Source organism: Methanophagales archaeon (assembly GCA_021159465.1).
In the GTDB taxonomy this organism is placed as follows: Archaea; Halobacteriota; Syntropharchaeia; order Alkanophagales; family Methanospirareceae; genus G60ANME1.
The window spans coordinates 1-17,808 of the sequence record JAGGRR010000251.1 but is presented as its reverse complement, the minus strand read 5'-3'; the positions used below and the strand labels follow the sequence as shown (position 1 = coordinate 17,808).

General features: G+C 43.7%; 14 protein-coding genes. 6 read left to right on the top strand and 8 right to left on the bottom strand.

Annotated elements, in window-relative coordinates:
• Positions 1-245: 245 nt before the first annotated feature.
• Together J7J01_10350 and J7J01_10345 are read right to left on the bottom strand one after the other, a co-directional pair.
• On the bottom strand, positions 246-506 hold the full coding sequence (locus J7J01_10350) for a hypothetical protein (protein MCD6211258.1): 261 nt from the start codon (positions 504-506) through the stop codon (positions 246-248).
• 428 nt (positions 507-934) lie between these two features.
• On the bottom strand, positions 935-1,099 hold the full coding sequence (locus J7J01_10345; protein MCD6211257.1) for a hypothetical protein: 165 nt from the start codon (positions 1,097-1,099) through the stop codon (positions 935-937).
• A 559-nt stretch (positions 1,100-1,658) separates the two neighbouring features.
• On the opposite strand from J7J01_10345, the gene J7J01_10340 reads away from it, so the two are divergent.
• Positions 1,659-1,928, top strand: a complete 270-nt coding sequence (locus tag J7J01_10340) for a glutaredoxin family protein (GenBank protein MCD6211256.1) — start codon at positions 1,659-1,661, stop codon at positions 1,926-1,928.
• Positions 1,929-1,947: 19 nt separating this feature from the next.
• Positions 1,948-4,239 (top strand): anaerobic ribonucleoside-triphosphate reductase, encoded by a 2,292-nt coding sequence (gene nrdD, locus J7J01_10335; GenBank protein MCD6211255.1) that lies wholly within the window; start codon positions 1,948-1,950, stop codon positions 4,237-4,239.
• Positions 4,240-4,545: 306 nt separating this feature from the next.
• Here the strand turns inward: nrdD and J7J01_10330 are convergent, their stop codons facing one another.
• Together J7J01_10330 and J7J01_10325 are read right to left on the bottom strand one after the other, a co-directional pair.
• On the bottom strand, positions 4,546-4,695 hold the full coding sequence (locus tag J7J01_10330) for a hypothetical protein (GenBank protein MCD6211254.1): 150 nt from the start codon (positions 4,693-4,695) through the stop codon (positions 4,546-4,548).
• A gap of 508 nt (positions 4,696-5,203) precedes the next feature.
• Positions 5,204-6,298 (bottom strand): hypothetical protein, encoded by a 1,095-nt coding sequence (locus tag J7J01_10325; GenBank protein MCD6211253.1) that lies wholly within the window; start codon positions 6,296-6,298, stop codon positions 5,204-5,206.
• A 265-nt stretch (positions 6,299-6,563) separates the two neighbouring features.
• Between J7J01_10325 and J7J01_10320 the strand changes: the two genes are divergently transcribed.
• Together J7J01_10320 and J7J01_10315 are read left to right on the top strand one after the other, a co-directional pair.
• A complete protein-coding gene (locus J7J01_10320) occupies positions 6,564-7,574 on the top strand; it encodes a GDP-mannose 4,6-dehydratase (protein ID MCD6211252.1) in 1,011 nt (336 codons plus the stop codon).
• Positions 7,564-9,411, top strand: coding sequence for a hypothetical protein (locus J7J01_10315; protein ID MCD6211251.1), 1,848 nt, complete (start codon positions 7,564-7,566; stop codon positions 9,409-9,411). The genes J7J01_10320 and J7J01_10315 overlap by 11 nt, the downstream gene beginning before the upstream one ends.
• Here the strand turns inward: J7J01_10315 and J7J01_10310 are convergent.
• Positions 9,402-10,889, bottom strand: a complete 1,488-nt coding sequence (locus J7J01_10310) for an amidohydrolase family protein (protein MCD6211250.1) — start codon at positions 10,887-10,889, stop codon at positions 9,402-9,404. The genes J7J01_10315 and J7J01_10310 overlap by 10 nt on opposite strands.
• Positions 10,825-12,621, bottom strand: a complete 1,797-nt coding sequence (locus J7J01_10305; GenBank protein ID MCD6211249.1) for a S8 family serine peptidase — start codon at positions 12,619-12,621, stop codon at positions 10,825-10,827. The genes J7J01_10310 and J7J01_10305 overlap by 65 nt, the downstream gene beginning before the upstream one ends.
• Before the next feature lie 139 nt (positions 12,622-12,760).
• Here J7J01_10305 and J7J01_10300 point away from each other — a divergent pair, with 139 nt between their 5' ends.
• Both J7J01_10300 and J7J01_10295 read left to right on the top strand, forming a co-directional pair.
• The gene (locus J7J01_10300; protein ID MCD6211248.1) at positions 12,761-16,066 is read left to right on the top strand and encodes a DNA polymerase II large subunit; all 3,306 of its coding nucleotides are present in this window, start codon (positions 12,761-12,763) and stop codon (positions 16,064-16,066) included.
• A gap of 350 nt (positions 16,067-16,416) precedes the next feature.
• Complete coding sequence (locus J7J01_10295) at positions 16,417-16,575, top strand: hypothetical protein (protein ID MCD6211247.1); 159 nt, start codon at positions 16,417-16,419, stop codon at positions 16,573-16,575.
• 319 nt (positions 16,576-16,894) lie between these two features.
• Here J7J01_10295 and J7J01_10290 read toward each other — a convergent pair whose 3' ends face one another.
• Positions 16,895-17,422, bottom strand: a complete 528-nt coding sequence (locus tag J7J01_10290; GenBank protein MCD6211246.1) for a hypothetical protein — start codon at positions 17,420-17,422, stop codon at positions 16,895-16,897.
• A gap of 2 nt (positions 17,423-17,424) precedes the next feature.
• Positions 17,425-17,808, bottom strand: a 384-nt coding sequence (locus J7J01_10285) for an ATP-binding protein (protein MCD6211245.1), incomplete at its 5' end; no start/stop codon positions are given.

Below are 17,808 nucleotides of genomic sequence, written 5' to 3'. Positions count from 1 at the left end.
TACCATGCCTTTGATGAAATGCCGCCGGGATTGATCGAAAAGCTGATTAAATTATCTTTTCTTCCCTCAGATAACTTATTAGCTTTGGAATTACATGTTCTAAAAGCACTTTCAACCTCTTTACCGCCTCTAATCTTAATGGAGAATATACGCTATCACCTGTAATCCCTACTGCACTTGTAGCTGTTAATGATAATGATGGGAACTCTTGTAACCGATAGACCAAAATTATACGTTGAATAGTATCAGTATCGGTCCGTATTTCTTTGGGGTAGGTCAGGTAAATATTTCGATTCTTTAGCATCAGTATAACCTAAAGTATGATAACCATAGGTTATATCTCTTTCAGCCAGACTTTTGTTATATTCTAAATCTGCTAAGAGATCTTTTAAATATTTTCCCTTTGTTTCTTTCTCTCTTCTCCGATCTCTAATTAACTCAAACATAAATGTTAAAACACTCCCTACTGCCACACCTATCAAAGCCCAAATTTCTGATGGGATCATATTTACCGCTTCATCATCTTATAATATCATATTATAATAATAAGCCTCCTCAAGGCTGGCTACCCTATCTCTTTTGATATTTGTTCGAATTCCGCATCCGACATTCTCGAAGAAACAATCTACAATCTGTGATAATTTATCAGTCCCGCGAGATATATCAGTCTCTTCCTTTCTTCTCCAGATAATTTCAGTTGGTGGAATATTCTCGAACGCTTTACGCAGAATTCACTTCCCTATTACTTCCTCTTCACCATTTGTTTTCGTTTTACAAACCATTAGAGATTGTCCCGCAATTCATTCTTAATTAACGATACATAGAGTTAAGCATTGCACGAAATCCAAAAAGTTCCCGAGTTCAGATGCCGAATTGGCAATTAAATCCCCAATCTTACCCAGGACAGCCACTTTTCCTGCCATTTTAGTCCACATTACCTTCTAATTATGAGCCGTGCATACCTGTCCAGGATATAGCCATCCAGCCCTTTTTGCTCCAGATACCGCAGGTTTGCGCCGCTGAAGTAATCGTGGTCTACGGTGATTTGTGAGTTAAGCGTATGACCGTTCAATTCGCTCCGCTCCTTCTTGTTCTTCATGAACTTTGCTTCAGGGTCAGTTATACTTACAGCGCTCTGTCCATCTCTATTTAGCTCCTCCTCTGCCCTATCGAGCTTCTCTATGACCTACTCCTTACCCTGCTCATCGCCAAGCGCATATTGCTCTATAATATTCACCGCAGTGCTATTCAATAGCTTACCAGAGTCTTTTTCAATCTCCTCTATATTCTTACGAATCTTCTCCTGTGTGTCGAGTTCTGGAGGGAGCTCATCACTCCTCTTATCACCATAGAGCCTGTCCTCCTCTTCATCTATCGCAATCCCCCACTATATTATCCCCCTTATCGCTTTTTATATGGGTAAAGGCAATTCATATGTAATTTGGGTAATTGTTGGACAGCCTCCATAAAGTAAAGTATAATATTTCTTTGGTAAAGCTTCCTTTTTGAAAGAAAGTTTTTTTATAAAATTCATGAGCCATTCTCCACCAGAAAAGTATCAGAAAACTTTATTTTGTAATTCAATCCAATTTAATACAAATCAATAGAGATGTACAATAAAAAGTAAAAATAGGGATAAAGGTAGATATAGAGGGAAGATGATAAGAGTCTATTCAACAAAAGTTTGTCCGCATTGCAAGCAGGTGAAGGATTTTTTAGCTGCGGCAGGCGTGAAATATGAAGATGTGGATATTACAACTCCTGAAGCACTCACCGAACTGAGAATGAACGGTGTATTCACGCTTATTACTCCCGTTCTCCAGGTTGGTTCTACATTTATCACTCATGAGGAGCTATTTGATGGTGAGGATTTGAAGGTGGAAACGCTTAAAAAATTGATTGATGAAGGGAAAGAAGGAGAAAATTGAGGAGGTATAGAAGATAGAAATGAGAAAACGATTTGGTAAGGATAAGGATACGATACAGACGACTCTGGATGGTATGGCATTGCGGTTCCCGAAAGTAAGAACCAGCGATGGCCATATCCTGGATTGGGATAGGGATGCGATAGTGAATCAACTTTTACGTGAGACGAAACTGAGTGAGGATTTTTATGGGTGCCCCGGGATAAACGAGGAGGAGGCGCGGGATATAGCGAAGAGGGCGGAATCGAAGATAAAAACGATGGGTATAACACAGCTATCAGGTCCTCTCGTGCGCGAGATAGTAAACCAGATCTTACTGGAGGAGTACAAAAAGCTGGAATGGCGAAATGTATGTACTCGTGTGGGCACGCCGGTCTATGATGCCCACCTCATAGATATAGGCGAGGGTTTTGAAGCAAATGAGAATGCGAATCTACAGGATAATGCGGAGACCTCGCATAAGAAGAAAGCGGATAAGATATGCAAAGAGCAATATTTGTTGCTACTGCCGCCGAAGTTAGCGGATGCGCATCTGAGTGGGGACTTACATATACACGACCTTGAATATTTTGGTACACGCGGGTTCTGTCAGGACTGGGATTTACGCTACTTCTTCTATTACGGGCTGATGCCTGATGGTACAGGTACAAAGGCGTCAGTAGCAGGACCGGCGAAGAAGCCGGAAGTTGCTATCCTCCATGCTGTTAAGATACTTGGTTCCGCGCAGACGAATTTTGCAGGCGGGCAGGGGTTCTTCAATTTCCTCGTATTTATTGCACCTTATCTTGAAGGGCTATCGTATGAAGAGATAGAACAGCTCATGCAGATGTTTATATATGAAATGACACAGATGCAGGTGGCGCGTGGTGGGCAACTGGTCTTCAGTTCCGTCCAGCTCACACCTGGCGTACCGAAGATATGGCGTGATAAACCAGTGGTTTATAAAGGCGCGGTCTGGAATGGGGAACAGGCACCACTGAGGACATACGGTGAATTTGAACGTGAGGTGCGTCTGGCGTTCAAAGCGCTCATGAATGTCATGCTTAAGGGTGATTATTGGGGTAAACCATTCAACTTCCCGAAGCCGGAGGTGGCGATAGAGCCACAATTCCTGGGGGAGGATGAGGAGTTTAATAAGAAACATCCTGAATTGCCTACCTGGGGTGAGCTCTACGACCTTGCATTTAAACTCGCTGCTGAGTATGGCACGCCCTACTTCGATAATAAGATACCGGAGTACCGTGGTGCAGGCGAGGGGGTTTCCTGCTATCAGTGCTGCGCATATTCGTTCAAGACATCTCCAGATGATGAAGGGTTCAACGATAAGATGTATTTCCGAAATGGCAAGCATTTCTCGATGGGCGGATGGCAGGTGATAACAATAAACTGTCCGAGAGCGGCATATCGTGCAGAAAGAGACGATGATAAGTTATTTGGGGAGTTAAAGAAACAGATTGATCTCGCAATAGATACCTTCAAAGTGAAGAAGCAATGGATGGATAAGATAGTGAAAGCAGGGCGAATGCCTTTTGCCACACAGCGCCCAAAAGACCCTTATACAGGTGAAAAGGGCGATGTCGCTGTCTATTTAGATGAACTTGTGTATATCGTGGGAGTGGTAGGGATAAATGAGATGGTGCAGTACCACTATGGCAAGCAGATGCATGAGGATAAAGGCGCTTTACGGCTCGCAGTTCGTGCTATGACCGAGATGGAACTGTATGTGAAAGAACAGACAGAACGTGAAGGTTTTGAGATTAGCTTCTCACGCACACCCGCGGAGACAGTGGCACAGCGATTCGCAGTAGCCGATCTGCTGAATAAAGAGTTCAGAGAGAAGGCAATGACAGTAGTGAAAGGTGACCTGTCTCAGGCTTTAGAGCTAATAGGCAAGACGAGGGATTTACCGGTTTATTACACCAACGGTACTCATGTACCCCCGAATGCCGATATCTCTCTCGCCAGGCGAATAAGTATTGAGCATATCTTCTTTCCTATTGTTGATGGTGGTGATATCATGCACATTTTCCTCGGCGAGGGGTATCCCGACTGGCGAGGGGTAAAGAGCCTGGCAATGAAGATAGCAACGAAGACACAAACGGGTTATTTCGCGTTCACAAAAGATATGACCGTATGCATGGATTGCTCGCATGTAACGATGGGTTTGAAGGAAGAGTGTGAAAACTGCCATTCTCGTAATTTAGATTATATATCGAGAATAACGGGCTATCTGCAATCAGTGAGTGGATGGAACGCGGGTAAGAAGCAGGAGTTGCTGGACCGTATGCGATATGGGGCGGATGAGGTCAGGTAATCAGTAGTTCCGACAGTAACGTAGGCTAGGAAAAGGAATAGAGAACAAAACCCTTTCAGGGGATTTTATATTTAGAACGCATTATATAGCGCATAGATAGTTCCAATCATCTAATTTAGTACTTAGTACCGAATTCCCATTTTTCAGTTATCACAGGCTACAGGCGGATCTTCCTTGAAGAATCAAACTTTAAAAGTAGCTATCGAAAGCAAAAACTCTCGATACAGAGAGAATTATCGGCACCCTGATACCTTCGAATTCCTTGTAATTCTTCTTAGCTGAGCTGTAATGATTTGTGACGGTATATTATTCTGCATCCACGGACATCCAGCTGCCCTCAGGTCTGGTTTTCATTTCACCGCTCTGTTTCTGATGTGCGATCTGAATGATTTCTTTTCCAACAATATTGGAGCGCTTAAGCCACCTCTGCACCACAGGAGGTAGTTCATCAATCATTTCCGCAGTTACTATTCTTTTCTCAACAAAACAAATATGTTACCCGCAGAAAGAATGAAAAGTAAACAAGCAATCAACCAGAGTATTCCTATTATTTTAGATAAACCGCCCAATAAAGAAATAGTGTGAAGTGTTTCTCCGGTTAGTTGTTTTACCTGAGCTAACTTCCATTCCTTCACGAATCCAAGCAGATGGATTAATCCATGAAGGAATATGGCAAACGGAAATTATTATTCTAATCATAGTTTATCTCCTCCATCTCTCATTATGAGCTTTATGCCGCCGTTTCTCATATAACCCCGGTATATCCGAAGTTCACTTCACATTTACTTCCACTTCCCTTTGGATTAAGGTCTTTACCACCTCATTTACTCACAATCCTGCGGAATATATAAGCATTGAGGTTACTGTGGTGTGATCTGTTCGTGCGCCTCTAAAACGAGCCAAAGGAATGTAGTACTGAGAGATCAAGAGATATTTTACTGAATAGGCTTGGGGATAAAGTTAGTCACTTTACTATCGAGAGAACCTTATAAACCACTATCACAATAAGTGCGGTTCCACCAAATTGTAGCGATGACAACCATGTAATCATCCTGCCGACTGAATAGGGTATACTATCAACTATAAATCGGTTAATAGTAATTGGAATTTTTGCAACGCCCTCCTCCTTTGTCCCGTTTTCGTAAACCACATCCATAATTATAAAATCCGTTACTTCTGACTTTAGCTCAGGTATTCCTCCTTCTTTAGGCTCAACATGGTGTATTTTTGACGCTGGAAGCTTCGTAGAGTAGGTATCATCATCTATTTCAAGTTTATCCTTGCTGTATCTCAATTTTATTGTGGCTCCTTTTATCTCCCCAGCAGGCACTAACTCATAACTGAATATATAACTATGAGCAATCAAAAGCCTATGGTACCCCCTTTTCATCATATAGCCTTTCCCTTTCCACTTATATTTAATGTGCATCATTTTTGTACCCTCTTCACTAACAGGTGCCTCAGGTCTTCGCCCGGTTAATAATAGGAATGCGGGATACATCTTCCTGGTCATTGCGTCGAAATTGCCAGTATGGTAAAAGAAGAAACTAAACACTGAAAATCCAGCCGCTCCTGCCGCTGTGGTAGTCCCAGGGTTATGTACAACAAAAAGAACCAAGCCTTGAATCAGGTTAGCTAAAGGATTACGCCATTTTATGCTTATCCTTCCTTCAAACCACGCCCTCTTAAAATCGTCTACACTCTCTATCTCTCTCAGCGTTTTCGCATCGGTATACACATCAACCGTGGTCTTCGGAAGTTCATCACGAGTTACTCTCTCTACCATACCCTCACTTATAATTAAGCCGATTGTTTGGTCTTCAGCGTGAACCGCAATCCTCTGATCTCCAAAAATCTTGATTAATGCATTAGAGAGGGGGTCCTCCTGCAATACCCCTACATCCTCATTGTAAATATCTACTCGTTCATCTACGAAATTGTATAGGTCAAAAGCTTCTGCTGCGGAAACAGAGACTAAAGCTGTTGCAAATATCAGAATCAGAACATATAATGGAATTCTCATCAAAATTCTCATCCCAAAATAAACTCTTTTACTCATTTCTTCTCTATTTAAATTCAAACTAAATTAACTCATCTTTTGAACCTTCCGATTTACTTATGTTATTTTATCTTATTTATGATAGAGCTTGTAGAAAAAATATTATCGTTCCTATTTAAAGTTATATAGGGGGAGGGGAAGTTACTCAGCAACCTCTTGGGCTATTTTCGCCCATGAAATGATAATATGATATTTATACTCACTACTATTATTCTACAAGTCCGATAAAGGTTAAGGGATAAGGGATAAAGGATAAAGGGTGCATATGAGTATGAGTATGAGGGTACTGGTAACAGGTGGTGCAGGTTTTATCGGCTCACACGTGGTTGATAGGTTACTGGCATTGAGGAATGAAGTAGTGGTACTCGACGACCTCAGTAGCGGTAACAGAGCCAATATAAGTGCACATATAGAAAGAGATGATGCTAACTTCCAGTTTCACAGGGTGGACATCCGCAATGACGAGATAGAGGATTTCTTCAATGGTATCGAGGAGGTCTGGCACCTTGCTGCGAATCCTGAAGTACGGATAGGTGTAGTAGATACGAGAGTTCATCTGGAGCAGAACGTCATCGCCACTTATAACGTGCTGGAGGCAATGAGGCGGAGAGGTGTGAAACGAATTGTATTCACTTCCACTTCCACCGTTTACGGTGAGGCGACTGTGCTTCCCACCCCAGAAGAATACCCTACTATACCTATATCTCTTTACGGCGCTTCAAAACTCGCCTGTGAGGCTTTAATCGCTTCCTATTGCCATACCTTTGGTATGCATTCCTGGATATACCGGTTCGCGAATGTGATAGGCAGGAGAGCTTCTCATGGCGTGATTTATGACTTTATAAATAAAATAATGCGCAATCCAGATGAGCTGGAAATCCTGGGTGATGGTAACCAGACAAAATCTTATATCTACATAGATGATTGTATAGATGCGATGTTTGCAGGTTTTGAGGATACTGATTCTGATACTGATGCAGATGCAAATGCGAAGCGAGTCCATATATTCAACATAGGCACGAATGACATGATCAGTGTGAGGCGAATAGCAGAGATTGTATGTACTGAGATGCATGCATCGCCAGAATTTAAATTCACAGGTGGAAGACGTGGCTGGACGGGTGACGTGCCTGTTATGCTACTCGATGCCACGAAATTGCGTAAACTGGGCTGGAAACAGCGATACAATTCAGAAGAGGCGGTGAGGAAAGCCACAAAGGACCTGCTGGCTTATTCTCAATTCCAATGCCTTCAGAGCGAAGGGGATGGTGAATGACGACATGAAACGAGCTCTCTCTCTCTTTACCATTATTATCATTATTACATCCGTTTTCCTGTTCCTGTTCTTGCAGGCAAGCCCTACCCTGGTAAGTGTAACTACCGGTACGGGTACGGGTACAGGTACAGGTATACTGAGAGAGACATGGAACAGGACCTTCACTGCGTATCGGAATTACGATGATACATCATATGCGGTGCAGCAGACAGCAGACGGGGGCTATATCCTCGCTGGTGTTGTGCAATACAGTAGTAAGAACAGCGATGCTCTACTGGTGAAGACCAGCTCAAGCGGAGAGCGGACGTGGGCAAAGACATTCGGAGGGGACTCCCATGATCAGGCGTATGCGGTGCAGCAGACAACAGATGGCGGCTATATCCTCGCCGGTATCACGTTTTCACCCGGCAATGGCTTATCAGATGCATGGCTGGTGAAGACCGATTCAAACGGAATAAAAATCTGGAATAAGACATTTGGGCATTCTGACCAGGATTGGGCGTATGCGGTGCAGCAGACGACGGATGGTGGCTATATCCTCGCTGGTGCAACTTTATCATATGGTGCAGGTAGTGAAGATGCGTGGTTGGTGAAGACCGATTCGAACGGAAAAGAACTCTGGAATATGACTTTCGGTGGTGTCGAATATGATGAAGCGCGGGCAGTGCAGCTCACTCCGGATGGTGGCTATATCTTCGCTGGTGTAACTTTATCATATGGTGCAGGCAAAAAAGATGCGTGGTTGGTGAAGACCAATTCAGAAGGAAAAGAACTCTGGAATATGACTTTCGGTGGTGCCGGTAATGATGCAGCACTGGCAGTACAGCTCACCCCGGATAGTGGCTATATCCTTGCTGGTGTAACTTTATCATATGGTGCAGGTAGTGAAGATGCGTGGTTGGTGAAGACCAATTCAGAAGGAAAAGAACTCTGGAATATGACTTTCGGTGGTGCCGGTAATGATGCAGCACTGGCAGTACAGCTCACCCCGGATAGTGGCTATATCCTTGCTGGTGTAACTTTATCATATGGTGCAGGTAGTGAAGATGCGTGGTTGGTGAAGACCAATTCAGAAGGAAAAGAACTCTGGAATATGACTTTCGGTGGTGCCAGCAATGATGAAGCATGGGCAGTGCAGCCCACTCCGGATGACGGCTATCTCTTCACGGGACGTACAGGGTCATATGGTGCTGGGAATGCAGATGCGTGGCTGGTAAAGACTGATTCTGGAGGCGAAGAACTCTGGAATATGACTTTTGGTAATGCCAGTTATGATGATTCACGTGCAATACAGCAGACAGCAGATGGGGGTTACATCCTTGCCGGATCCACTTTCTCGTTCTCATCCGATAGCTCTTTAGATTTCTGGCTGATAAAATTGGATAATACTAATATATCCTTTGATACTGGCTCTGACTATGGAACGTATCCAAGCATTTCTGGCATACATAAGGGGGTGATCATTCCCCGGCAGGATATGCACATCAGCAAACTGTACACCTATCCCTGTACCGGAACCGAAGGGCACACTGAGTCCATTGCGCTCTATGAGGGTGATAATAGCGAACCCATAGCAACAGGGTTCTGGAAAGGCTATCATGGTCATAGCGACTGGCATAATATAACATTGTATGATGCTGCTACTGGTAATCCCGGCATCAGATTATTAAAAGGGCATCAGTACAGATACATCATCAGTACAGGGTCTTACCCACAAATAATTCATAAACGGGAGCATAAGAGCCTGGATGGCTCAACCATCAAATGCAGCGAATTTAAAGATATAAATGGAAAGGTCTATTATGACTGGATTCCTGCCATCAGGTTCTATTCATGATATGTATGGAATGACAAAAAGCAATCGTCCACGTTCAGATGTTCAGCCCGAAACGATCTTCGGCTGAGTACTTCCGCTGTCAGTTCGTCCTCACTCGCTTCTTTTTCTTCTTCTCCTCGCTCTGGTAAGAACAGTGTCCTCTTCTTCACTCTACCGTTGATAAGCTCTCCTTCTCTTATTACCACTTCTCCTCCTTTCAAAAGGTATAAACAGGAGTGCAATCGCTTCTCCAAATCTTTTATCCCTGTATCCTCGCCTATATCGTATATTGCAATATCGGCATCTGCGCCCGTACCCAGATGCCCTTTATTATCGCCCAATCCAAGCTGTCTTGCCGGATTCTCACGCGTTATCGCTACGAGCTCATACATCGAGTACTCATCATGAGGGAGTTCCTCTTTCACCAGCTCTGTCCTATTATCGTGGCTCAACAGGGCTGCAAATATACCGGGATAAGCGTAGAACAAGCAACCATTGGAGCTATCAGTGGAGAATGAGATATTTTTATAGTATTTCAGGGCATCGAGCGCGAATGATAAAGAGTAATACACTCTTTTATCTATATTATTACTTTCAGTTTCACTCTTACTTTTATTCTCAATCCTTGAGTATATCAATGGCTTTTCCAGTCCTATATCCATGCTGATGAAATTGGAACTGGAACTCGCTGCCTCATTCTCATACCCTATCCTCATATTCCCCATACCCTCCAATACCGGGATAGTAATACCCAAATCTACACAGCCTCCTCTCTTCAGTACCGCCAGTGCCGCTTCATACCGCTCTTCATTATCTATGCCCGATGCAATATCAGCCAGACAGAAAGCGGTTAAAAATTTCGTATCCTCCTCTAACAGCTCGGGATATGTTCTCAATTGTATCCCTGGCATTCCATCTCGCAGTGGTGAGAGCTCATGGAAGAAATTCAAGCATCTATGAATTGGGATATCACGATAAAAGAAACCTCTCTTCTCGTATCTAACTTCTACATCGTATAACTTCGCATTTAACGCTTTGGTAATGCCTAAGAGATGAAGTATAAGCCTCTTTACTCCTTCTCTGTCCCCCTCTCTTATCCCCTTCTCTATATCATGCAAAGTGAGCACGAGGAATGCGGAGGTATCAACAATAGGAATGCCAGAGAGCTCATGGTGTACATAACTCGCGGTGTTCAGGGTCATTAACGGCTCATTCACGTGCGTGTAGCCCATCCTGGCATAGATGTCTCCTATCTGACCCAGGGTCGGGAATCCAAAGGTAAATCTCGTCAAATTAAGTCCGTATGTGGCAACATGTCCGTGCACATCTATCCCTCCAGGTACAACTGCCTTCCCCCTTGCATCTATCACAACCTCAGGTTTTGGACTCGCCTCCTCCACAAGCTTACCATTGGCGATGAAAATGTCCATTTCCTCACCGTCTATTCCATTCCTCGGGTCGTAAACGGTACCGTTTCGTATCTGTATACTCCTGCACATCTTTCACATACTGATAAAAAAGCTCCTTGTTCATCTTTTTGATTGCACTCGTACTCGCATCGTTCCGGAAATACGTGCGCTGATTATAATTATTATTGTTATTATTGTACATCCGTATTTTCCGGTATACATCAACAGAAGGATATGAGAATGACGGCTTTTTCCAGCTTAAAGAGGGTTTAAAGCTCGAGAAGCTATTTAGAGAGGGTGGTTTATAGGATATATAGGATATATGTGGTATTGATGAAGAAGAGGAGATGGGGGCGGATATCGTTGTGTTTTTTGTCTTCACTGTTTGGTTCACCCATGTCTCATTCACATTACCCGAGACATCCACTGTATGTGTACCAATGCTATAAGAGGTATTTGGTGTGAGTCCGCGAGCATAATAGTACGTGTTAGAGGTGTTAGCAATCCAGGTGCCATTCAGGAAAAGCATGGTATAGCCAAAATCAGTATCCTGGGGGTTCTCCCAATCCCATCTTATCCAGGTATCGCCAACAGAGGAGGCTTCTAAATTGCTGATGCTCCCGGGCGGAGTAGTATCAGTATCTTGCGCTTTCACATAAACTGCCTCTCCCGCATTCACCATGCCATATCCATACTCGTTATCTTTACCTTCCGGACCCAGGTCCTCTGCTGTATCATGTAATCGCTCTCTTAGCTGGGTGTTGTTATATTCAGGGTGTGCATGCCAGACAAGAGCAGCAGTGCCCGTGACATGTGGGCAAGCCATAGAAGTGCCACTCTTTATACTGTATCTATCCTCCGGATATGTTGAATATATCCTAACGCCGGGCGCTGCAAGTTCAACCTCAGGACCGGTGCTGGAGAAGCTCGCTCGCCTGTTATGTTTATCTATTGCGGCAACGGCAATTACAGAGTCGTATCTACCCGGATAAGTCACGGTATCCATATCCTTATCCTTACCAGAGCCTTTATTACCTGCCGACGCGACGAGCAACACTCCTGCTTTATACGCTTTCTCACAAGCCTCACGCAATGCAGTCGAATCAGAAGTTGAACCCATACTCATGGAGATGATAGCCATTTTGTGATTCACGGACCACTCAATTCCCGCTATTACATCACTAACGTATCCTTTACCTTTACTGTCCAGTGCCTTAACCGCATACAGATTCGCCTCTGGTGCTACACCTATGATTCCCTTCCGGTTAAACGCCGCTGCAATAATACCCGCACAATGTGTACCATGACCGTTATCATCCATCGGGTCATCGTCATCGTTCACGAAATCATAGCCACTCTTATAATTGGGTGCCAAATCAGGGTGATTATAATCTATCCCAGTGTCTATAATGGAGATATTGATGCCTGAACCAGCATCTCGACCTTTTATTACCTCTGTTCCGCCATCAGCACCGTTCCATACCATTTCCGCATTTATCCTATCAACACCCCAGGGTAGAGTCTCTGTCTCTGTTATAGATATCTCATAATCGCGTTCTATATATGCTATATTCGGGTTCTTCTTTAATCTCGTAATGGCATTCTTCGGTAGCGAAGCAGCAACCGCGGGAATTAGCTTGTACCGGTAGTTTACCCCTCCCTGATATCTCTGTATCAATTGTGAGTCAGGTTTGTCCTTAAATATCACTATTACATGCACATGCGTCCTATCTTTTAGCCCAACAGCAGCAGCGAGGGGAAGACTCTGGCTCAATAATATAGCAGATGCTACTACAATAGCCAAGATCACTCTGTTATCCATTATATTATTTACTGATGTCTTATTACATATAAAAAATAGAATAGACAATAGAAGTATCTCTAAAAACCGAAAATAAAAACGAACTTTTCTTCCTTTTCCTTACCCTACCATTATGAATATAATCGGCAATGATTGATTAATGATGACAGAGAATTTGAAGAGCAAGAACCAGTATCATGAGATACTGAAGAAGGGCTTAGCGAACGAACTTGAAATAGCGAAGCGAGCGAGGAGGAAGGGTCTTGATCCTGCTCTACAGCCTGAAATAAAGGTAACGAAGGACATTGCAGAGCGAGTGGAGGCATTAATAGGGATAAAAGGTGTGGGTGCGAGGATAAGGGAATTGGAGCACAAGGGTTATGGCAGGGAGGAGGTTGCATTAAGGATCGCACTCGATTTCGCTGCTGCTAAGTTCGGGAATTACAAGCGCTATGAGGTCATTGAGAAAGCGGTCAGGACCTCAGTGGCTATTCTCACAGAAGGTGTGGTCGCTGCACCACTGGATGGAATATCGCGTATAGAGGTTGGGAGGAACGATGATTCCACAGAATACATAAAGCTATTCTATTCAGGTCCAATAAGAAGTGCAGGAGGCACCGCACAGGCACTCTCTGTACTTGCTGCCGACTATATAAGGAAGCGGATGGGATTTGCGGCGTATTCACCACGAGATGAGGAGATATGGCGCTATGTACTGGAGGTATCAGCTTATGCACGCATAAGTGGCTTGCAATATACACCATCGGATGATGAGGTAAGGGAGATAGTGAGGAACTGCCCGATATGCATAGATGGTGACCCGACGGAGGATAAGGAGGTGGATGCCTATAAAGACCTTGAGAGGGTGGCGACGAACAGGATAAGAGGGGGGATGGTACTTGTACTCACAGAGGGTATAGCGATGAAGGCGCCGAAGCTAAAGCGATATGTGGAGAAGCTCGGCATTGAAGGTTGGGAGTGGCTGGATAGACTGATAAAGAGCAAGAGGGAGACCAAGAAGAAAGCGTTTCTGGATGATTTGATTGCTGGTAGACCCGTGTTTGGGCGTCCGGCGAATAAGGGCTCTTTTCGGCTTCGTTATGGACGTGCGAGGAACTCAGGCTTCGCTGCTATTGGAATGCACCCGGTTACGATGTCACTGCTCGGGTTCATCGCTCCCGGTACGCAGGTAAAGCCAGAGCTACCGGGCAAAGCTGCATGTATTGTGCCTGTGGATTCCATTGAGGGACCGGTGGTGAAACTGAAGAACGGAGACCTCCGCAAGCTTGAAAGCTGTGATGATATTGATACTGCTGAAGTATTAGAAATTGTTGACCTGGGTGAGATACTGATAGATTATGGTGACTTTTTGGAGACCGGGCAATTATTAAAGCCTGGTGCGTATGCACATGAATACTGGCTGCAGGAATTAGAGGCGAAATCCAAGGAAGAGGCATCCATATGGCGCTCGAAGATACCCACACAGGAAGAAGCAATTGCGCTCTCGTTACGTTATGACCTGCCGTTGCATCCTGCATATACATACCTGTGGGAGGATATAAGTAGCGAAGACAGGGAATTCCTCTCGGACTGGATATGTGAGAGCGGTGCGCTGCAGGATGGTAAACTGCTCATACCCGATGATGATAACAACAGAGTGATACCGATTTTAGAAGACCTGCTTATTCCCTTTCGTAGAGACAGAAATGCCCGCTACTGCTATATAGTAATAGAGGAGCCTGCCGCTTTTCTCCGCGGTCTGGGGATTGGTACAAGCATAGATGGGAGATTGAAGAAGGATGAATCGGTGAGATTGAAACAGAAGCCAAAAGCACCGACGAGAATCGGTATGCGAATGGGTAGACCGGAGAAATCAAGAGAAAGAATGATGACCCCCGCGCCACATGCAATCTTCCCGGTAGGCGAGGCAGGAGGTAAAAACAGGTCACTCAAGGAAGCGTTGAAGTCAAAGGTGATAGATATAGAGGTAGGAGTGAAGAGATGCATGGAGTGTGGGAATGTATCGCTATCTTGCTATTCCTTATGCGATAAATGTGGCTCTTCCAATCTCAAAATCCCGGCAAGAAGTAGCAATAGCAATATCAGTAACAGGAGCAGTAGCAAGAGGAGTATGTGTATGAGTATAGACCTGTACCAATTTTATCATGATGCAATAAAGAGACTTGGAGATGAGCATGATTTGACAAAACAGGATGTAAAATGTGTAACCGGACTCATTTCGGGTAACAAAGTGCCTGAGCATCTTGCTAAGGGCATATTAAGAGCGAAATATAACGCTTTTGTCTATAAGGATGGTACGATAAGATATGACTTTACCAATCTACCATTAACGCATTTCAAGCCCAAAGAGATAGGACTAAGCATTGAACGAGCACGAGAGCTTGGCTATTTGCAGGATATAAAAGGTGAGGAGCTGAGAAGCGATACGCAGATAGTAGAGTTGAAGCAGCAGGATATCATTATCTCTATTAATGCCGTTCCATATCTCATTCGTGTTACGAAGTTCCTGGACGATCTGCTGGAGAAGTTCTATCAGATACCACGCTATTACAATGTAAGAGCTAAAGAAGACCTGATTGGGCAGTTTGTGCTTGGACTGGCACCACACACCTCCGCGGGGATATTGGGCAGGATAATAGGATTCACACGTGCCTCAGCCTGTTATGCACATCCATTCTTCCATGCAGCGAAGCGAAGGAACTGCGACGGCGATGAGGACTCAATAATTCTGCTGCTGGATGCACTGCTGAATTTCTCGCTATCCTTCTTGCCTGATAAGATTGGGGGCAGAATGGATGCACCTTTAGTTCTCATACCAATAATAAACCCAAAGGAGGTAGATAAAGAGGCACATAACCTCTCTGTCATGTGGGAATACCCTCTGGACTTCTATCTTGCGGCTGATTCGGGTAAGCATCCAAAAGAAGTTACAATAGAGACGGCAGCCACGCGAATAGCCCACCCGAGTGATGTTTACAGGTTCGGCTATACGCATGATACAACGGACATTGCAGCAGGTCCTTTGAACTCGCTATATAAGACGCTGGGTACAATGATGGACAAGGTGAATGCACAATTGAGGCTGGCAAGACTTATAAGAGCGGTGGATGCACGGGAAGTAGCAGAGACGGTGATAAAGAACCATTTTCTGCGTGATATAAAAGGTAATCTCCGCGCGTTCGGCTCACAAAGGGTACGGTGCAGTCGCTGCAATGCGAAATACCGGAGGGTACCACTTACGGGCAGGTGCAGCCGATGTGGTGGGAAACTACTACCTACGGTGCACGTTGCAGGAATAAAGAAATATCTATCGGTATCACTGCGCATAGCTGATGAGTATCACCTGAGTGAATACACGAGGCAGCGACTGGAATTGCTGAATCGAGACGTTGAGTCGCTCTTCCCTACGACTAATAAGCAGAAGGCACTGGATGAGTTCATGTAGCATATGTATATGTTATAGTTAACCAGATGCTACACACATCAGCCTCTTCTCATACTCATTTGGAGATAGATCATCCAGCACTTGATGTGGGGCATCATTGTATGCTGAGATAACCTCTTCCAAAACCATCGTCAAATCCCCCTACATCCTTCCACCCCCTTCTCTGCCGGCATCTCTTTTAATCACATCATCTGCGGTAACTTTCCTCTCTTTTATAAACATAGGCAGACAGGCAGACCGATGCTTTTTCATGTGCAATCATCGACGATCACCATTATTGGGTCGCGTCTCCTCATTTTACAGGTATTTATATCCAATATTTCAATAGGAAATACAAAGGGGTTGACGAAATGGGAGAAGTGAACTTAGACGAATTCTTTTGTCTAAACGAGACATGCCCAGATTACGGAAAGAAAGGAGGGGGAAACATCGTGCTAAAGGAACGCTATGGCAAGCAGAATACTGCGCTACTCAGATGCAAGACATGCAAGAAGACTTTCTGTGATTGAATTGCTCTCTGATACGGAAAATAGGCGAGATAAGAGCACTGATAATGCATTTGTGGCTGTTCTTTGCGTGGTTCTCCCTTTCCTATTACATCCGGCGTTCCCCCATTTATCTCTAAACTCCAAACTGTCCCATGAATAATATTTTGCCTTTGCTATGATTTTTTTTATATCTTCTTGTTACCATATTATCACCTCATTTTAGCGCTTTCGCCTATCGTTTTGCAGGTATGCGAAGCCTGTAAGGGTTTGGGTGTGCGACTGCGAACTACATACCCGCTGTTAGGCAACGTTGCCAATATCTCCATAAGTCTCCATAAGTTTAGCGATCATATTTCTCTACAAAGTATTGAAAGGAGTTATTTTTCTGCTTTGCTATTTCAATAGAGAATTTTTTCAGGATTTCTGACATAAAATCTATTCTGGAAGTAAACTTTTTAGGAATCAAGGCATTAAATTTTTCCTTAGTAACATTGTCTGTATCAGCAAAATTATTTATTTTGAGTTGTCTACATACCTTATTATCTAATCCTGCCAAATACCAACTTTCTATCTCCTTGATCACGACAATTATTTTATTATTATCAATATTCGGGTGTTTCTTCTGCATTTCTTCTTTTTTAGCGGTAACACAAGGAGAGTTGTTGATATCCGTCAAATAAATATAATCTGCCTCCATCGCTTTGATACTTTTGATAAAATTATCTACTTTTTCTCTCTTCATTGTTGCATATTTTATAATCTTCACGCCACTATACTTCTCCCGGAGTTTTGGGACTAATACTTTATTAAAGAACCTCTCATCGTCATCTCCCTCAACCCATATAAACAGAAGTTTATAAGTGGGCATATCTAAACCTCAAGCAAGTTCTGTATGTAGAGCTCTTCAATACCTATGTCATTCTTTAAGAATGCTTTAACTTCCTCTTTATCTGCTGGTCGAGAAACTGTTGAAAAACCATCTTCATTGCGAGAAACAAGCAAAATATTTTCCAACCCAGCATACTTTACAAATTCAGGGTTATGAGTAGTAACTACAATCTGCTTTTTTTGTGTTTGTGTGACATCTTTCATCATTTCCACCACTTTAGAAATAAGAGACGGATGAATGTTCCGCTCTGGTTCTTCTATAATAACAAATGGCTTCTTCTCAAAATATAGAGCAACAATAAGAGCGGTCATATTTATTGTCCCATCAGAAATAAGAGATGCCGGTAAATATTGAGTTTTGAAATA

Excerpts from the sequence above, each read along its gene's own strand:
- J7J01_10310 (MCD6211250.1), bottom strand. The coding sequence starts at position 10,889 with ATGTGCAGGAGTATACAGATACGAAACGGTACCGTTTACGACCCGAGG.
- J7J01_10305 (MCD6211249.1), bottom strand. The coding sequence starts at position 12,621 with ATGGATAACAGAGTGATCTTGGCTATTGTAGTAGCATCTGCTATATTA.
- J7J01_10325 (MCD6211253.1), bottom strand. The coding sequence starts at position 6,298 with ATGAGTAAAAGAGTTTATTTTGGGATGAGAATTTTGATGAGAATTCCA.
- J7J01_10340 (MCD6211256.1), top strand. The coding sequence starts at position 1,659 with ATGATAAGAGTCTATTCAACAAAAGTTTGTCCGCATTGCAAGCAGGTG.
- J7J01_10290 (MCD6211246.1), bottom strand. The coding sequence starts at position 17,422 with ATGCCCACTTATAAACTTCTGTTTATATGGGTTGAGGGAGATGACGAT.
- J7J01_10345 (MCD6211257.1), bottom strand. The coding sequence starts at position 1,099 with ATGAAGAACAAGAAGGAGCGGAGCGAATTGAACGGTCATACGCTTAAC.
- J7J01_10320 (MCD6211252.1), top strand. The coding sequence starts at position 6,564 with ATGAGTATGAGTATGAGGGTACTGGTAACAGGTGGTGCAGGTTTTATC.
- J7J01_10315 (MCD6211251.1), top strand. The coding sequence starts at position 7,564 with ATGGTGAATGACGACATGAAACGAGCTCTCTCTCTCTTTACCATTATT.
- nrdD (MCD6211255.1), top strand. The coding sequence starts at position 1,948 with ATGAGAAAACGATTTGGTAAGGATAAGGATACGATACAGACGACTCTG.
- J7J01_10300 (MCD6211248.1), top strand. The coding sequence starts at position 12,761 with ATGATGACAGAGAATTTGAAGAGCAAGAACCAGTATCATGAGATACTG.
- J7J01_10330 (MCD6211254.1), bottom strand. The coding sequence starts at position 4,695 with ATGATTGATGAACTACCTCCTGTGGTGCAGAGGTGGCTTAAGCGCTCC.
- J7J01_10295 (MCD6211247.1), top strand. The coding sequence starts at position 16,417 with ATGGGAGAAGTGAACTTAGACGAATTCTTTTGTCTAAACGAGACATGC.
- J7J01_10350 (MCD6211258.1), bottom strand. The coding sequence starts at position 506 with ATGATCCCATCAGAAATTTGGGCTTTGATAGGTGTGGCAGTAGGGAGT.